This is a genomic window from Methanothermobacter tenebrarum, assembly GCF_023167465.1.
Taxonomy (GTDB): Archaea; Methanobacteriota; Methanobacteria; order Methanobacteriales; family DSM-23052; genus Methanothermobacter_A; species Methanothermobacter_A tenebrarum.
Genome location: NZ_AP025698.1, coordinates 524,734 through 542,390, shown reverse-complemented (window position 1 = coordinate 542,390; position 17,657 = coordinate 524,734). Strand labels below are relative to the sequence as shown.

The 17,657-nt window shown below is 42.5% G+C and carries 18 protein-coding genes and 2 tRNA genes; 10 read left to right on the top strand and 10 right to left on the bottom strand.

The window, feature by feature from the left end; translation table 11 throughout:
• Window positions 1-27 precede the first annotated feature (27 nt).
• From MTTB_RS03070 to MTTB_RS03055, 4 genes are all read left to right on the top strand, one after another.
• Window positions 28-101: transfer RNA gene (locus tag MTTB_RS03070), tRNA-Gly, on the top strand.
• A 2-nt stretch (window positions 102-103) separates the two neighbouring features.
• Window positions 104-177, top strand: a tRNA-Gly gene (locus MTTB_RS03065).
• Window positions 178-346: 169 nt separating this feature from the next.
• Window positions 347-1,387, top strand: a complete 1,041-nt coding sequence (locus MTTB_RS03060) for a hydroxymethylglutaryl-CoA synthase (RefSeq protein ID WP_248565047.1) — start codon at window positions 347-349, stop codon at window positions 1,385-1,387.
• Window positions 1,388-1,398: 11 nt separating this feature from the next.
• Window positions 1,399-2,550, top strand: a complete 1,152-nt coding sequence (locus MTTB_RS03055) for an acetyl-CoA acetyltransferase (RefSeq protein WP_248565046.1) — start codon at window positions 1,399-1,401, stop codon at window positions 2,548-2,550.
• Between the two features lie 28 nt (window positions 2,551-2,578).
• On the opposite strand, the gene thsA is transcribed toward MTTB_RS03055, so the two are convergent.
• The gene (gene thsA / locus MTTB_RS03050) at window positions 2,579-4,201 is read right to left on the bottom strand and encodes a thermosome subunit alpha (protein WP_248565045.1); all 1,623 of its coding nucleotides are present in this window, start codon (window positions 4,199-4,201) and stop codon (window positions 2,579-2,581) included.
• A 446-nt stretch (window positions 4,202-4,647) separates the two neighbouring features.
• Between thsA and MTTB_RS03045 the strand changes: the two genes are divergently transcribed.
• Complete coding sequence (locus MTTB_RS03045) at window positions 4,648-5,226, top strand: flavodoxin family protein (RefSeq protein ID WP_248565044.1); 579 nt, start codon at window positions 4,648-4,650, stop codon at window positions 5,224-5,226.
• 1 nt (window position 5,227) lies between these two features.
• Here MTTB_RS03045 and MTTB_RS03040 read toward each other — a convergent pair whose 3' ends face one another.
• The 9 genes from MTTB_RS03040 to MTTB_RS03000 are packed head-to-tail and all read right to left on the bottom strand — an operon-like array spanning window position 5,228 to window position 11,701.
• A complete protein-coding gene (locus MTTB_RS03040; protein ID WP_248565043.1) occupies window positions 5,228-5,746 on the bottom strand; it encodes a hypothetical protein in 519 nt (172 codons plus the stop codon).
• Window positions 5,747-5,772: 26 nt separating this feature from the next.
• The gene (locus MTTB_RS03035) at window positions 5,773-6,333 is read right to left on the bottom strand and encodes a phosphatase PAP2 family protein (protein WP_248565042.1); all 561 of its coding nucleotides are present in this window, start codon (window positions 6,331-6,333) and stop codon (window positions 5,773-5,775) included.
• 3 nt (window positions 6,334-6,336) lie between these two features.
• On the bottom strand, window positions 6,337-7,383 hold the full coding sequence (gene asd, locus MTTB_RS03030; RefSeq protein ID WP_248565041.1) for an aspartate-semialdehyde dehydrogenase: 1,047 nt from the start codon (window positions 7,381-7,383) through the stop codon (window positions 6,337-6,339).
• A gap of 5 nt (window positions 7,384-7,388) precedes the next feature.
• Window positions 7,389-8,210 carry a 4-hydroxy-tetrahydrodipicolinate reductase gene (gene dapB / locus MTTB_RS03025; RefSeq protein ID WP_248565040.1) on the bottom strand — a complete coding sequence of 274 codons (822 nt, stop codon included), beginning with the start codon at window positions 8,208-8,210 and terminating at the stop codon, window positions 7,389-7,391.
• Between the two features lie 13 nt (window positions 8,211-8,223).
• The gene (gene dapA / locus MTTB_RS03020; protein ID WP_248565039.1) at window positions 8,224-9,117 is read right to left on the bottom strand and encodes a 4-hydroxy-tetrahydrodipicolinate synthase; all 894 of its coding nucleotides are present in this window, start codon (window positions 9,115-9,117) and stop codon (window positions 8,224-8,226) included.
• Window positions 9,114-10,334, bottom strand: a complete 1,221-nt coding sequence (locus MTTB_RS03015; protein ID WP_248565038.1) for an aspartate kinase — start codon at window positions 10,332-10,334, stop codon at window positions 9,114-9,116. The genes dapA and MTTB_RS03015 overlap by 4 nt, the downstream gene beginning before the upstream one ends.
• 12 nt (window positions 10,335-10,346) lie before the next feature.
• Window positions 10,347-10,538: a 30S ribosomal protein S17e gene (locus tag MTTB_RS03010; protein ID WP_248565037.1), complete on the bottom strand. Its 192-nt coding sequence runs from the start codon at window positions 10,536-10,538 to the stop codon at window positions 10,347-10,349.
• Between the two features lie 2 nt (window positions 10,539-10,540).
• Complete coding sequence (locus MTTB_RS03005) at window positions 10,541-10,837, bottom strand: chorismate mutase (protein WP_248565036.1); 297 nt, start codon at window positions 10,835-10,837, stop codon at window positions 10,541-10,543.
• Window positions 10,838-10,843: 6 nt separating this feature from the next.
• Entirely contained in the window at window positions 10,844-11,701 is an 858-nt protein-coding gene (locus MTTB_RS03000; protein ID WP_248565035.1) for a shikimate kinase, read from the bottom strand.
• A 446-nt stretch (window positions 11,702-12,147) separates the two neighbouring features.
• Between MTTB_RS03000 and MTTB_RS02995 the strand changes: the two genes are divergently transcribed.
• From MTTB_RS02995 to MTTB_RS02975, 5 genes are read left to right on the top strand one after another with little or no spacing between them, the layout of a single operon-like run.
• Window positions 12,148-12,417: an MJ0307 family thioredoxin gene (locus MTTB_RS02995; protein ID WP_248565034.1), complete on the top strand. Its 270-nt coding sequence runs from the start codon at window positions 12,148-12,150 to the stop codon at window positions 12,415-12,417.
• A 7-nt stretch (window positions 12,418-12,424) separates the two neighbouring features.
• Window positions 12,425-13,516 carry a cobalt-precorrin-5B (C(1))-methyltransferase CbiD gene (cbiD, locus tag MTTB_RS02990; protein ID WP_248565033.1) on the top strand — a complete coding sequence of 364 codons (1,092 nt, stop codon included), beginning with the start codon at window positions 12,425-12,427 and terminating at the stop codon, window positions 13,514-13,516.
• A gap of 11 nt (window positions 13,517-13,527) precedes the next feature.
• Window positions 13,528-14,589 carry a glycosyltransferase gene (locus tag MTTB_RS02985; protein ID WP_248565032.1) on the top strand — a complete coding sequence of 354 codons (1,062 nt, stop codon included), beginning with the start codon at window positions 13,528-13,530 and terminating at the stop codon, window positions 14,587-14,589.
• A 7-nt stretch (window positions 14,590-14,596) separates the two neighbouring features.
• On the top strand, window positions 14,597-15,070 hold the full coding sequence (gene moaC, locus MTTB_RS02980; protein WP_248565031.1) for a cyclic pyranopterin monophosphate synthase MoaC: 474 nt from the start codon (window positions 14,597-14,599) through the stop codon (window positions 15,068-15,070).
• Entirely contained in the window at window positions 15,067-17,130 is a 2,064-nt protein-coding gene (locus MTTB_RS02975; RefSeq protein ID WP_248565030.1) for a DEAD/DEAH box helicase, read from the top strand. Before moaC ends, MTTB_RS02975 begins: the two co-directional genes overlap by 4 nt.
• The last annotated feature ends 527 nt before the right edge of the window (window positions 17,131-17,657 follow it).

Genomic DNA, 17,657 nt, shown 5'->3' with positions numbered 1-17,657 from the left:
TTTGATAATAGTCTACAGTGAAATTATGCGGCGTTAGTCCAGCCTGGTTAAGACACTGGCCTGCCACGCCAGCGACCCGGGTTCAAATCCCGGACGCCGCATTGCGGTTGTAGTCTAGTCTGGTTAGGACTCGGGCCTTCCAAGCCCGCGACCCGGGTTCAAATCCCGGCAACCGCATGTACTCGTTTTCTACAATGATTAAAATTTTTTCTTCTTGCTATTACCCTGAAAACTTGGGAGAAAAAAAGTTTATAAGCTTATAAGGGAATGTTAAAATAAAATCTTGATATCTCAAATTTTTGGATGGGAGAATTTTTTTATCTATGAAGAAGAGGTTGTGATGTTCATGGCTGGGATCGTTGGATATGGGGTTTACATCCCATTATATCGGATAAAAATTGAAGAAATAGCAAAGGTCTGGGGAGACGACCCCCAGACTATCATGAGGGGCTTGATAGTCGAGGAAAAATCTGTACCAGCCCCTGATGAGGATACTGCGACAATATCCGTGGAAGCTGCAAGGCATGCTCTGAAAAGGGGTCAAATAAGCCCGGATAGGATAGAAGCAATATATGTGGGCTCGGAATCGCACCCATATGCTGTTAAGCCAACCGCAACAATAGTGGCCGAAGCCATCGGGGCAACACCACAACTAACAGCAGCCGACCTTGAATTCGCATGCAAGGCGGGTACAGCTGGGATGCAAGCATGTTTGGGTTTGGTGGACGCTGGGATAATAGATTATGGTCTTGCAATAGGAGCCGACACCGCCCAGGGAGCGCCAGGTGACGCCCTAGAATATACTGCATCAGCAGGAGGCGCAGCATACATCATAGGAGAAAAAAACCTAATAGCAGATATAGAAGCTACCTATAGTTTCACAACTGACACACCCGATTTTTATAGGAGAGAAGGCATGCCATACCCACGCCACGGTGGCAGATTCACAGGAGAACCCGCATACTTCAAACATGTGATCTCCGCCGCAAAAAACATAATGAAAAAAGAAGGTCTTAAAGCATCTGATTTTGATTATGCTGTATTCCATCAACCCAATGGTAAATTCTACCTTAAAGCAGCTAAAAAGTTAGGCTTCAAAACAGAACAGGTAAAACCAGGACTTTTAACCCCTAAGATAGGTAACACCTATTCGGGTGCAACACCCATTGGACTCGCAGCAACACTAGACATGGCAAAACCGGGAGACCTAATATTAGCAGTATCCTATGGTTCCGGCGCAGGAAGCGACGCTTTCATAATCAGAGTAGAAGATGGAATAGAAGAGAAAAGAGAACTGGCACCAAAAGTCCGGGAAATGATCAAAGAAAAAAAGTACGTCAACTATGCATTATATGCAAAATTCAAAGAAAAACTCAAAATGGCCTAAGGTGATGGAGTATGAGAGATGTTGCGATTATCGGAGTATCACAGACAAAATTCGGCGAATTATGGGACATATCATTCAGGGACCTTATCACGAAGGCGGGATTAGAAGCTATTGAAGACGCGGGGATTGGAGGAGCCGACCTAGAGGCAATGTACATTGGGAACATGTCAGCAGGACTATTCATCAAACAAGAGCACATAGCCTCCCTAATAGCAGACCACGCGGGACTCACACCCATACCAGCCACTAGGGTGGAGGCTGCCTGCGCATCAGGGGGTCTCGCCCTCAGAAGTGGTATAATGGCCATAGCCTCCGGCTACCATGATATGGTACTCGTAGGTGGAGTTGAAAAGATGACAGATGTCGTTGATCCAACCCCTGCAATAGCAACAGCATCCGACCAGGAATGGGAAGCACAACAAGGGGTTACATTCCCTTCACTTTATGCTATGATGGCCCGTCGCCACATGTACGAGTATGGGACAACAAGAGAACAACTTGCAATGGTATCAGTTATAAATCATGAAAATGCTGCTAGGAATCCGAAAGCCCATTTTCCAATGGAGGTCACAGTAGAACAGGTTCTAGGTTCTAGTATGGTTGCAAGTCCGCTGAGATTGCTTGATTGTTCCCCCATATCTGACGGTGCATCCGCCATAATATTATGTCCAGCTGAAAAGGCAAAGGAATACACTGACACACCAGTCTATGTGAAGGCTTCGGCACACGCTTCAGGGACAATAGCATTACATGACAGAAAAGACATTACAAGGATCGACGCAACTGTACACGCGGCGAAAAAAGCCTTTAAAATAGCGGGTCTAGAGCCAAAGGATGTTGATGTGATCGAGGTCCATGACTGTTTCAGCATTAATGGTATACTCGCTATAGAAGACCTTGGATTTGTCAAAAAAGGTGAAGGCGGACTCGCATTCGAAGAGGGTTTAACACGTCGTGATGGTGAGATTCCATTTAACCCATCTGGCGGGCTTAAAGCGAGGGGTCATCCACTTGGCGCAACTGGAATAGCACAAGCCGCGGAGATAGTATGGCAACTCAGGGGAGAAGCGGGTAAAAGGCAAGTAGAGGGTGCGGAGATAGGATTGACACATAATATAGGGGGTACTGGTGGAACAGCTGTTGTCCATATACTTTCAAGATAAAAAAAGGGAAAATTTGGAGGACTTTTTTTTACATTGGTGGCATTTCACCCATGCCCTCCATTCCTTCTTCTTCTCCGCCTTCTTCACCTGCGGCGGCTATGACATCATCGATTCTTAGTATCATCTCTGCTGCTTCTGCGGCTGATTGTATGGCCTGTCTTTTGACTCTGTGTGGTTCTAGCACTCCTGCCTCTTTCATGTCAACTACTTCACCCTTGAAAACATCTAAACCCATGTATGGTGACTCTTCATGGGCTGCTCTTAAATCTACGAGAGTGTCAATACTGTCAAGACCGGCATTCTCAGCCAAAGTCTTAGGAACAACCTCAAGAGCCTCTGCAAAAGCAGCAACAGCCAACTGCTCCCTACCACTAACAGACTCACTATAATCCTTAAGTCTTTTAGCAATCTCAACCTCAGGAGCCCCACCACCAGCAACAACCTTCTCATCCTCAACAGTCGCTGAAACAACACCAATAGCATCTTCGATGGCTCTTTCCACTTCACTTACGACGTGTTCTGTGGATCCTCTTACGAGTATGGTGACTGCTTTGGGTTCTTTGCATTCTTCTACGAATATCATCTCTTCTCCTGAGATTTTCTTCTCCACAACTTTTCCTGCATTTCCAAGGTCTTCTTCACTGAGGTCTTCTATGTTTGTGACTATTTTTGCACCGGTTGCCTTTGATAGTTTTTCGATGTCTGATTTTTTAACTCTTCTGACGGCGAGCACGTCATTTTTCGCTAGGTAGTGTTGGGCTAGGTCGTCGATGCCCTTTTGGCAGAATAGTACGTTGGCTCCTGTGCTCACTATCTTGTCGACCATGTCCTTTATCATTTGTTCTTCTTGTTCGATGAAGGCTTGCATCTGTGAAGGGTCTGTGATTCTTATTTCGGCGTCGACTTCTGTTTCTTTAACTTCGATTGGACAGTTGAGTAGTGCTATCTTGGCGTTTTCAACCTTTTTTGGCATGCCTGGGTGTACTCTTTCCTTGTCGATTATTACTCCTTGGACTAGCATTGAGTCGTCTACGCTGCCACCTTCTTTCTTTTCTATTTTTATGTGGTCTTTGTCTACTTCACCATTTTCTTCTACTTGTTTAACAGCGTCCACAACAAGCTCAGCTAGTGGTTTTCTGGCTTTTTCTGTTCCTTTTCCTGTCATTGCTGTCATGGCGACTTTTATTAGTGTGTCTCTGTCGCTTGCGCTTATTGCTATGGAGTCTAGGATTTCTTGGGCTTTTTTAGCTGCTTGCCTGTAGCCCATTGCTATTATGGTGGGGTGTATGTCCATGTCGAGTAATTCTTCTGCCTTTTTGAGGAGGTCGCCTGCTATTATGACTGCTGTTGTTGTCCCGTCTCCTACTTCGTCTTCTTGGGTTTTGGCAACTTCTACCAGCATTTTAGCGGCTGGGTGTTCTATGTCCATCTCCTTTAGGATTGTGACACCATCATTTGTCACTACTATATCCCCTAGGGAGTCTACGAGCATTTTATCCATTCCCTTAGGGCCTAGGGTTGTTCTAACGGTTTCTGCTAATACTTTACCTGCTAGTATGTTCATTCTCTGGGCGTCTCTTCCAAGGTATCTACTTGTACCTTCAGGTAAGATAAGAACTGGTTGTTGTTGTCCTCCAGTTAACTGTGCCATGTGATCACCTCAATATAATATTTGCAATTATTCATGGGTTAGAGGTTCTATAAATATTTTACGGTCTTTTTGTGATTATAAAGATAATTCTTTTGACAGGAGGTCCTCCTTCCAAAAGGGAGGGGATGAGAGCCGAAAGGTTTATATATATCTTTAAATAGGTGAGAATATGACAATCTCCACTTCCTTTGTCTGCAAGACTGGGGAGAGGTGGCAGACAAGTTGTGAAGGTGAATCCAAAAGGCACAAACGGGAGATTATCCTCCAATGATCCATACAGAGACTATATCGTCGCTAACAGGATACTCAAGTGGGGGACTGGGACGATCCTTTGAGCTTGTGGAGATGAAAACCTCTACATGGTATACTAGCAGGTCCTCATAGGCACCCATTTGATAGGATGGGGTAGTTTACAAGTTTTGCGTGAATGAAACTAGAGGTGTTTTATGCCAAGGATAATAGGGATAGTTGGAAGTCCGAGGATTAATGGTAACACAACTTTTTTAGTCAAGGAGGCATTAAGTGCTGCAGAAGAGATGGGGGTTGAAACAGAACTTATAAAACTTGCAGAACATGAGATAAACCCATGTAGAGCATGCGACACTTGCCTGACAGGTGAATGTCCAATAGAAGATGACGTCCCATTAATATTAGAGAAACTAGAAGCAGCTGATGGCATCATAATAGGCAGCCCAGTCTACTTTGGTAATGTGACAGGGCAAACGAAGATTTTCATGGACCGGACAAGACCTTTAAGGATAGATTTCAAGTTAAAGGATAAAGTAGGCGGGGCGGTAGCGGTAGGGGGTTCAAGAAATGGTGGACAAGAAACAACATGTAATGCAATCCATAATTTCCTATTAATACATGAAATGATAGTGGTGGGAGACGCTTCACCTACAGCGCATTATGGTGGAACAGGGGTTGGACGGGGAGAAAAAGACTGTGAAGAAGATGAATTCGGTATAGAAACATCCAAGAACCTTGGAAAGAAAGTTGCCGAGCTTGTCGCGAAAATCACCTAATCTATTTTTCAATTTTTTCCCAGAGTATATCATCATCCATATTATATGATCTTAGATAGCCTTTTCTTTCAAGGTTTCGAAGGATCTGTAACATGTTCTCATACTTTAAATCTTTGAATCCTATATCTTGTATGAAAGAATGCAATTTTTCAGTTGTGGCCTTCCCCTCTGGTAATAGTCTGTAAATTTGTGATTGGAATGATGTAAGATCCTTTTTAGGCTTTGCTGTTAACTTATCAAAGTATTCTTTTATCTTTTCTAATTTTTCGATCTGGGCTTCCTTTTCGCTTAAAATCTTATTCAGATTCTCTATGACTTTGTCCTTTTCCTTTAAAAGCTTTTCAAACTCCCTTATATGTTCATCTTTTTTTGCTAATTCTTCCTCTAATCTTTCTAGCTTTTCCCTTCCAGTCCTTCTCTTCTCGCATTTTTCAAGTTCAAGTTCTAATTTGCTTATCTCGAGCATGCATGCCTTGACAAGACGCCTTAATTCTTCCTTCTCCGAGTCTTTAAGAAACATGTTAATCACTTGAAAAGAATCACTGGTTATCCCTTCTGATATTTATCCTTCAAGGACTTAAAAAATTTTTCTTCAATCCTTAGAGAAACTAAGGCGCATGATACCCCAAGTAGGGCCCCCATAATAACATCTGATGGATAATGTAAACCCATATAAATTCTGGAAATCCCCACTAGAGCTGCTAGTGATAGGAAAATGGGAATCCTACCATACTTTACCCCAAGGATCAGGAATCCGCTAAAAGCGGCTGTGGTATGACCTGAAGGTAGGGAATAGCCCCAGACGATGTTAGTATGCCTCACCCATTCTATAACTTCAAATGGACGGGGAACTTGAAAGATGATCTTTAAAAACTCGCTTAGGAAATAGCCTAAAAGGAGGGCTAAAAGGCATGTGAAAGCCGTTCTCCGGCCATTCTCACCTAAAAAGACAAGTATTGTGGATATGATTATCCAGAATATCTGGGTCCCCGCATATGTTATAATTGGCATTAAAAAATCAAAGAAGGGATTTTGGATTTGAATATTAAAAAAATAAAGTAATAGAAGGTCCAGATGATGCAGACCTTCCAGCAGACCTTCGAACATTTTCTAGAATATTATCTCATTTATTAACTCTGCATTTAATATTGATGCACCTGCAGCTCCACGTATCGTGTTATGGCCAACAAGCACATATCTCAGACTATTCTCAAATGCCACATCCCTCCGCAGCCTACCAACCGTAACAGCCATCCCATTGGATTCATCCCTGTCCATGCGTGGCTGTGGCCTGTCCTCCTCTTCCCTTACGATTATTGGTTTTTCAGGGGCGGAGGGCAACTCCAACTTCTGTGGTATCCCCTGGAATTCTTCCATGATCTTTTTTATATCATCGATTTCGAACTCTTCCTCAAGTTCTATGAAAACTGCCTCTGTGTGCCCATCAAGTACGGGAACCCTATGACAGGATGCGCTTATACCAAAATGGGCGGGAGTGACCTTACCATCCTCCAATTCCCCGAGGAGGTGGAGGGTTTCTGTCTCTATCTTCTCCTCCTCACCCCCAATATAGGGGACTATATTATCTATGATGGCCATTGATGGGACTCCATTGTATCCCGCGCCTGAAACAGCCTGCATGGTAGCCACGTACACTCTCTTTATGGTATACTGGTCATGGATGGGCTTCAAAGTTAATGTAAGGGCTATCGTACTACAATTGGGGTTAGTGACTATGAAACCATCCCATCCACGCCTTTTTTGTTGAATTTCTATAAGGTCTAGGAAGTCGGGGTTAACCTCTGGTATGACCAATGGCACGTCAGGCTCCATCCTCATCGCACTAGCATTTGAAGCCACCACGTATTCTTCCGCGAACTTCGGCTCAACCTTAGCGGCTATATCAGCGGGTAGGGCTGAGAATAATATGTCAACATCCCCCACCTTGGAGGGGTCTGTCCCCACGACCTTTATATCCTTTACCGATTCCGGCATTTTACTTTGAAGGTACCATTTAGCCGCTTCCTCGTAGGGTTTCCCCTCTGAGCGTGGGGAAGCCGTAAGCACCTTAATCTCAAATTCGGGGTGTTTATCTAAAAGTTCTATGAAGCGTTGCCCGACCATCCCAGTCGCGCCTAAGACTCCCACATCAACCATTATAATCACCTGATCCCTAATACATCATTCATATTTGATATCTTACCTGGTTCTGCTTTCTCTATGAATCTAAGGGCCCTGATAACACCGCTGACAAATGCTTCTCTACTATGTGCCCTGTGGATCACTTCGAGTCTTTCACCTTCACCAGCGAAGAGCACTATATGGTCTCCTACTATATCACCGGCCCTTATGGCATGTACTCCTATTTCATCATCTGATCGTTCACCTATAAGACCCCTCCTACCATATACGCTCACCTTATCAGGGTCTCTCCCAGTAGCGACTGCTATTATCTCCAGCGCCCTTAATGCGGTTCCTGATGGTGCATCCTTTTTATGTTTGTGGTGCGCTTCCATTATCTCAACATTGTAATCTGGTAAGAGTTTTGCAAGCTCCTCAAGCACCTTGAAGAAGACATTAACACCCACAGCCATGTTAGGTGCAATTATAGCCTTAACATCGCCTTCTTTGATGTCCTTTTCGATCTTCTCTAATTGTTCGATTGAGAAACCTGTTGTCCCCACCACGAGGTTGATGCCAAGTTTCGAAGCCTTTTCTACGGTATTCACCGCAGCATCTGCGATTGTGAAATCAACAACTACATCAGGTTTTGAATCTCTAAGGGCCTCCTCTAGCTCCTCTGCACCTGTTACCTTAACTCCAATCGTGCCTATACCTATAACCTCGCCAACGTCCTTTCCTTTAAATGGTGTGTTGGGTGCTTCTATAGCCGCCACCACTTCCATGTCGTCTTCTCTTGTTATCCTCTTTATGATTTTTGAACCCATCCGGCCACAGGCACCGCTTACGGCTACCCTGATCATATTATTTCACCCTTTAGAGTAATGAGAGATCCTCTAGTATCCTCCTGAGTTTTGCCCTGTTTTCTTCTTTGAGTTGTCCTAGTGGGGGTCGCACATGACCAGCGGGTTTGCCCATCATATTTAATGCTTCTTTGGCAGGTACGGGGTTGGTTTCAATGAACAAGCCTTTCATAAGATCATATAATTCATAGTGGGTTTTCATTGCAGATTCAAAGTCCCCTGAAAGAGCCTCGTTAACCATCCTTGACATCCTGGCCGGGTCAACGTTTGCAACAACTGATATAACACCCCTGGCCCCTAGGGGTATCATTGGGAGTGTGAGATTATCGTTACCGGATAGTATGACGAATTCCTTGTCAAGACCCCTCTCTATGAGTTTTTTCATTAACTGGGATACTTTGTCAAGGTCTGGGCTGGCCTCTTTGAGGCCTATTATGTTATCTTCCTCTGCTAATTTTAGGACGGTGTCAACGTCGATATCTGTCCCTGTCCTTGAGGGTACATTATAGATTATCATGGGTATCTCTGCCGCGTCACTGAGTATCTTGTAATGTTCTAGTAGGCCGTGTGGTTGTGGCCTATTATAGTAGGGTGTTATGACGAGCGCGGCATCAGCACCCGCGGCGTCGGCGTGCTTTACAAGTCCTAGGGCCTCCTTTGTGGAGTTACTGCCGGCTCCTGCGATGGTGGTTACTCTACCATCGACTTCTTCAACTAGGAGGTCTATCATCCTCCTTTGTTCTTCGTGGGTTATGGTGGCTGATTCGCCTGTGGTCCCTGCGATTAGGAGACCATCAACCCCATTCTCTATCAAATAGTTTATGTTTTCTCGCAGCCCATCCTCGTCCACTTCATCATCTGGAGTGAACGGGGTTATCATGGCCACGATTGTGCCTTCTATTTTCATTCTAAAACACCCCTTACGAGTTCATAAGCTTTTTTCCCATCATCCCAGTCGACGAATATCACCACAGAAGTTTGTGATGATGAGATTTCAACAATATTCAGGTTATGTTCCCTTAATGGTTCTGTGATCTCTGAGATTATCCCTGGCGTGTCTATAAATTCTGGGCTTGAAATTGTGATCATTGCAATATCTCTCCCAAGGGATAGTGAACTTAGGTTTTCATCTTCAACTACAACGTCGTGTAGGAGTTTGTGGGCTTCTTGTGCATCTTCTTTCTTGATGAATAATGTGATGGAGTTTTTTCCGGTGGACACGCCTATGATATTGATATTTTTTTTGGATAGGGTGGATGTTAATTTTGCGAGTATGCCTGGCTTGTTGAGGATTTCCTCTCCCACTACTGCGAGCACGGCTAATGGTTCCGAATTAAAGGTTACAGTCTTCAATTGCTCTTTTTTAGAGGGGCCTATGATCTCTGTTCCAGGCGCTGAAAGGTCTCCATGCTCGAATCCTATTATTTTAGCCTTTATCTCCGGCACTTTATATTTTAGGGCGTGTGGGTGGAGTACCTGGGCTCCGTGGGTGGCCAGGTCCCTCATCTCTTCTACTGAGATTTTATCTAATTTTTTAGCTTCTTGGAGCTTGTTGGGGTCTGTTGACATGACTCCTCCAACGTCTGTGACTATTATAACTTCATCTGCGTTTAGGCAGCGTCCAAGTAAAAATGCTGTGATGTCGCTCCCGCCTCTGCCTAGTGTTGTGATATAACCGTGTTTGTCCCTTCCTAGGAATCCGCAGACAACTGGTATGATGCCCTGGTCTAGGAGCTTTAAGAGTATCTTGGATTTTTTTATTGTTGTTTTAAGGTCTACTTTAGCATCTAGGAGGTTGCTATCGGTTATTATTGGCCATTCGTCCTTGTATGGGTCTATGTATTCGGATTTCACGCCAAGGGATTCCAAGGCCGAGGAGAATATCCTTGCACTGGTCATTTCACCCATTGAAACTACTTCAGCTAGTTGTTTCTCTGTTATGGTGTTGTTGGTCGCTTCTTCCACGATTTCTAGGAGTTCGTCTGTTGTCCTGTTAATGGCTGATACCACTACTACTACCTTGTTTCCTTTCATGTATTCTTTCACTACTGATTGGGCTGCTTTTCTTATCCTTTTACCGTTACCTATGGATGTGCCCCCAAATTTTGCAATTATAAGTGACATTGGCCTATAACCTCACCGTGATTGTTGCCTCATTAGCCGTGTTATGTAACCTGCTATCTTGTTTCTGAGGTGTTTTGTGCTTACTGTTGAGAGTTCTTCGACTAGCTTCTTGTTCTTTTCAAAGTCCAGTGTGAATTTCCCAGGATTGTTTTCTACTAATTCCTTCGCTACCCTTTTAACGAATGCTGTTCTAATATTCCCCATGTTTATTTCCTCCTGAGTATTTGTTCTTGTTCCATCTTGTTTAGTTCTGTGAGTATCCTCATAATCTTTATAAGTTTGCCTTCATCGATTTTGTTTTCCCTGGCGATTTTCCTTGTCTTTTCTTCGATTTGTTTTTCCCTTGCAGGGTCCCAGATGTCCATGTTTAAGGCTATTTTTGCTTTTATTATCTTCCTTGCCAAGGAGGTTCTCTCAGAAATGAGATTTAATATTTTCTCATCTATAAGGTCTATTTTCTCCCTGGATTCTTTTAGGAGTTTCATGGCCTCTGATTTTTTCATTGAGTGTCACCTAAATTGTGTGCCTTGGTTGTCGACATCTGTTATGATTATATTCCCTGGGTAGGAGCTCCATGTGTCTATGATATCATCTTGTTTTTCTTCTCTTGTTATGCTGACGAATGATGGTCCTGTCCCTGATAGGCCTGCTGCCATCGCACCCGCCTCTAGGGCATCCACTGCAACTTCTGGGTTGAATCCTAGTGTTGCACAGTATATTATACCATTTAGGGTTAATGCATTGTATAGGTCGCCTTCCAGGGCCTTTTTGAAGGCTATTTCTACGAGGGGTGCGAGTATCTTCATCCTTTTAACATTGGATTCTGCGGTTAAGGATTTTCTCTTTGGCATATATATTAATATCTTTTGATTTTCCATGGGCCCTTTTTTGATTATCTTCCTTTCAAGGTTATCTGTTATTGTGAATCCACCATAGAAGGAGGCGCTGGCATCATCAAATGCGCCCGTGATTGTAACCCCAGCTTTTAGGGAGGCGTCAATAGCTAAATTGAGAATCTCCCATTTTTTGAGTGGTTCTAGGCCAAATTCTTCTGCGATGAGTTTGGATGCGGCCATTACTATGGCGTTTGAGGTTGCGCTGCTACTTGAGAGGCCTGATGCTACTGGTAGGTTAGATGTGGTTTTAACCTTTAATCCTGTGCTTATATTATATTTTTTAAGGACTGATTCTGCGCATGTCCTCATTAGGGTTGTATCAATGTCCTCTTCACAGATACATTTTATTCCTTCTGGTATGAGTTTAACTTCTGCTGTTACATGGCGTTGGATGGCGAAGGCTGAACCTTTACCAGTTGCGATAGCATTGATGATGGTGGCCGAGCCGGGTGAACGAACTTTTATTTTCACTATCATCCCACCCCTACTAGATTTTATCATTATTGTTCATATTATATAATATTTTTTAAGGAGAGTGAAATCTTCTTTAACTTCCATAACTGGGGGCTTTTCTGCACTTTGAAATATGCTCAAAGCCCATTATTTAAGGTGGAAAATAGCCATCCAAAAATTCTTATAAGTCTTTCATCCTCCTGGGAGGATAAACCCATAATATCATTATTATAGGCTATTAGGCTTTTAAGGGTCTATTTTTTAGTTAAAATTCCCCTGTTGGAAGATTAAATCATGGAGATGATAATATGTCGGCTTTTTTAGTGTATGGGATCTTCTTGTGGGGAATTTTGGATGTGGATCCTTTACTTTTTTTGATGGCGATGAATAGTCGCATTCTTTTATTGGATGGATAAGTATTTATTGAAATAAGAATTTAAAAGGATAAATGGAGGTTAATATTTATGGTAGTCAAGATTGAAGTGTTCACATCACCCACATGTCCATATTGTCCAATGGCACTAGAAGTGGTTGAAGAGGCGAAAAAAGAATTTGGCGATGCAATAGAAGTTGAACATATAGATGTGATGGTTGACAGGGAACGGGCAATTGAATATGGTCTAATAGCCGTGCCGGCGATTGCAATGAATGGTATTCTGAAATTTATAGGGGCTCCTAGTAAAGAGGAGCTTATAGAGGCTATAAAGGAAGAATTGGAAGAATCTTCTTTTTAAGATTTTAGTGAATAAAAAAAGTCAAGAGTTGGGTATAACAACAGGCACTGCCGCCACAGCAGCGGCAGTTGCTTCTATTTTACATTTAAAAGGCGAGAACGATATTAGAAGGGTTGCTATAGACGCGCCCTACGGCAAATTAGAAGTAGACATTAAAGGCGTGGAAAAACTCTCAGAGAATAAAGCAAGAGCCTCAGTCATAAAAAGACCATACAATGACCCCGACGTAACAGTCAACATTGATATAATCGCAACAGTCCAATTAAATAAATCTTCAAAGATTATCATCAGAGGAGGTGAAGGTGTAGGTAAAGTGACAAAACCGGGACTCCCAGTCCCCCCTGGAGAATCTGCGATTAACCCCACCCCAAAAAAGATGATAAAAGAAAATATAAAAAAATACTTATCACCTGGAGAAGGGGCTACTGTAGAAATATCAGTACCAGAGGGGAGGAGGGTGGCTAAAAAGACAATGAACCCTAGATTGGGAATACATGGGGGGATATCAATACTCGGAACAACGGGCATCGCACGGCCAATGTCCTCAAAGGCGTACAAAGTATCATTAGCATGTCAGATAGACATAGCAGCCTCTAGAGGATGGAAAGAACTAGTATTCGTACCAGGTAACATAGGAGAAAAAATAGCTAAAAAATATTTTAAAAGCATAGAAGAGGACAGGATAATACAAATGGGCAACTACCCAGGATACATGCTAAAAATAGCCGCTAAAAGGCGCTTAAAGAGGATCATACTCCTAGGCCACGCAGGTAAACTCATAAAAATAAGCGCAGGGATATTCAACACCAAAAATAGCGTGGCAGATGGAAGACGTGAGATAATAACAGCCCACGCGGCCCTGAACAACGCCCCAAAACCGCTTCTGGTTGAAATTTTCAATAAAAGGACGGTAGAGGAAATGATCACAGAATTAGACCATGCAGGACTGACACAACCAGTATTTGATAGCATAGCATCCTCAATACGGGAAAAATGCCAGGAAAGGTATTCTATAGATTTTGACGTGCTCATCTTCAACCTAAAAGGTAGAATACTCAACACTAATTTTAAAACAGGACCAGATCACACCTTCAATTAGGGTGAAGCCCATTGAAAAGAGTCATCATGATAGGTAAATTCCCACCACACCTTGGAGGAGTCGCATCCCACACCTATAACCTAGCAAAACAACTAAAAGAGAAAGGATACCATATAAACATCCTAACATACCCACATGAGAAAATAGAGGACAAAAATGGTATAAAAGTCTCATCAGCCCCAACAATAAACATAAAAGGCTTAAGGGGGCTAATATTCACACTCACAGCAACACAGAAACTAATCAGGACAATCAAAAAAGAAGACATCGATATCATACACGCCCATTATATAATCCCACCAGGCCTCATAGCACTCATAGGATCTATTATAACCGGCAGACCATACTATGTAACCGTACACGGATCAGACGCCCTCATATTATCCACTAAAACTATCCTAAAACCGATCATCAAATTAATACTCAAAAGAGCCTCAAAGATCCTTGTTATAAGTAAAAAGTTAGCTGAAAGACTCACAGAACTCGGAATACCACAAGAGAAGATAATGATAACTTATAACATGGTAGATACAAAAATATTCAATCCCCACATCAAAACCTCATTCAGGGAAGAAATAGGAACAAAAAAACCAATCATACTATTCGTAGGTAATCTAGTCCCACAAAAGGGTGTTGAATATCTACTAAAAGCAAAAAAACGCCTAAAGGAAGATTCAAAATTGGTCATAGTAGGTGGAGGACCCCTCCTAGGAAAACTAAAAAAGATCGTTAAAAAAGAGAACATTAAAGATGTCCTATTCACAGGACCCCGTAAAGATATAAATAATATAATGGCAGCTGCAGACATAGTAGTCCTACCATCAATATCCGAAGGATTCTCTATCGTATTATTAGAGGCCATGGCAATGGCCAAACCAGTAATAGCAACAAAAGTTGATGGAATACCTGAAATCGTGGACGAAAACGTGGGCATCCTCGTAGAACCCAAAAACCCCAAAGAACTAGCAGATGCAATAGACAAATTACTATCAGATGAAAAAGAAAAAAAACGCCTCGGAGAAAATGGATTGAAAAAAGCTGCTAAATTTTCAACAATAAAAACCCCATATTAGCGTGATCATGATGAAATTAACCCATACACGTGAAGAATCCATCCACATGGTTGACATAACCTCAAAACCCATAACAGAGAGAACAGCCACAGCAGAAGGTGAAATACACCTCAAAGAAGATACAATAAGATTAATCAAAGAAAAGAGGATAGAGAAGGGTAACGTGCTTGCAACAGCCCAAATAGCCGCTATAAACGCCATTAAAAATACATGGAACATAATACCATTGTGCCATCCACTCCCGATAACAAGCACAAAATTGAAATTCAAAATCCTAGACGACAAGATAATCGTAAAAGTAACAGTAAAATGCAATGGCAAAACCGGAGTAGAAATGGAAGCCCTCACAGGGGTGAGCGTAGCCCTCCTAACAATATGGGACATGGTAAAAAGCATTGAAAAAGACGAAAAAGGCCAATACCCGCACACGAGGATATCAAACATAAAAGTAGTGGAAAAAAAGAAAAGTGAACAAAAATGAACACCAAGAGGGCCATGATGAAGATAATAAAAGACTGCTACCCCTTCATAGAAAAACTAAACCCCGCACAAAAGGCAGCAATCAAACAAGGCTACCTTGAAGACCAACACAATTACATACTAGCCATACCAACAGCAAGCGGAAAAACACTATTAGGACTCATGGCCGCTATAAAAACAATACTAGAAGGTGGAAAAGTCATCTACACAGTCCCCCTCATATCCATCCAAAACGAGAAAATTAAAGAATTCAAAGAACTTGAAAAGCATGGTATCAGCGTGGGTAAGGATCCAAGATCCTCAGACCTCGCCATCATGGTATTCGAATCATTCGACATACTAACACGCTTCTCATGGAACACGCTAAAGGAAATAGACCTCCTAATAGTAGACGAATTCCATATGATAGGAGAATACACCCGCGGACCCATAATAGAATGTGCAATCACACGATCCATGATACTAAATCCTGGAATGAGGATAATAGCACTCTCAGCAACCCTCAGCAACCTTGAGGAGATAGGAGCGTGGCTAAATGCGAAGGTGATACAACACGACTATCGTCCAGTCCCACTATACAAGGAAGTCATAAGCCTCGACATGTTAAATGCCCGGGAAAAAAACGAAGCCATAGTCAAAATACTACAAGATGCTATCAAAGATGAAAACCAAATCCTAGTATTCGTATCAACAAGAAGATTCACAGAAGCCCTGGCAACATTCGTCTCGCAAAAAATAGGCAAAAAGATCCCCAAAGAGACTAGAAAAAAATTTAACGAAGTCGCTGATAAGATACTTGAAATCCCCCAGAAGAGCGGATCAGCACCAACATTCACTTGCCTCAAACTCGCAGAATGCATAAGGGGAGGTGTCGCATTCCACCACGCAGGCTTATTCACCAGGCAAAGAGAGATCATAGAAGACGAATTCAGAAACGGCAACCTATACATGATCACAGCAACACCCAGTCTAATGTACGGTGTCAACCTACCATCCCAGACCGTCATCATAAGAGACTATACAAGGTGGACCCGACAGGGACCCAAATGGATCCCAGTATTCGACTATGAACAAATGTCTGGGAGGGCTGGAAGACCCCAATACGACCAAGTAGGATACTCATACCTCCTAGCAAAAAGCCCAGAAGAAGCATACCAGTTAAGAGAATACTACATACAAGGTGAAGTAGAACCTACTAGTTCAAAACTCATAGAAAACAAGGACGCAGTCTACCACCAGATAATAGGACAAATAGCAGCAGGATTATCAGATAACCCAGATGAACTTATCGAATTCTTTAAAAAGACATTCTATGGCCACCAGCTTACCAACAATCCTAATATGAACATCTTCGCTGATAACCTTGAATATGAGATAAACTCTTCACTAGAATTCTTCATCAAAAACGAGATAATAAGACCAACCCCCACAGGTTTAAGGGCCACACCATTCGGACTCCTCATAGCCAATTCCAATTATAGTGTCGAGACGAGTATAAAACTCCGCCACCTCGCAACTGAAATGGATGAACTCGACACTTACAAGCTAATCTATGAGATATGCAAAACCCCTGACATGCCATTCATATCATTCAAAACCCGTAAAGGCAAGGACCGTGTCCGTGAAAAACTCCAAGAAAATGGCATATTCGTCATGGACGTGGGCAACCCAGAGGCTACAGCATCATCCCTAATAGAATGGATAAACGAAAGAAGCGAATACGAGATTGAAAACCTCTTTAACGTGTATGCCGCTTCAACTCGTAGAGCAGCCTATGAAGCATCACAACTTATAAGATTCTTCAAGAAAATATGCGAGGTGGCGGGAGTATATGGTCATTCACAAGCGCTTGACATGTTAACAGCCCGCTTATATTATGGTGTCAAAGAGGATATAATACCATTTGTCGTGGGAGTGAAAAGACTAGGCCGTGTAAGGGCTCGGAGGCTCGTGAAAACATTCGGATACAACCTAGAGAACGTGAACGAAGATGAACTGCAGAAAGTTGATGGGATCGGCCCCAAGATGGCGGCTGCAATTAAAAAATATGCAAAAAGATAAAACTGCAAAGAATATCAGCCTTAAAAACTGGAACTTCCACAGTGACGAGAAAATCGACCCCCATAGGAAATTTTTCATGGTTTATTTTGATATGCGAGCATCAAGGATTCCTATAAGATTTGTATTCTGATTTTATGTTTCAGTCGCTAGGTAGGCTCTGTCCGGAAGGGCGAAGATGAATCAGAAGAAGTTGGGGGGATAGTTTAACTCTTTTCATACTTCAAAAAAATTTATTAAAAAAATTATGGAGATAAAGCCCATCAAGTGTATCATATGGGGAAGTTGGAGTTACTAATCGAGAATGGGAAAACTTCCAAGATTAAAGGCTGGGGAAGATAAAAGGTTAGGACACAAGGAAAAGAGAATCGAGGATGAACTGCACAAGAGTGAAAGACATTAATAAGGCGGGCAAAACACAACCACAATATAATCGCTATGGGATAACCCAAGACAGCAAAGGAAGAATAAAAAAGAGGGATGGTTAATCTAATACTATTCTACCACTTGAAGGAGAATGTAGAGGATAA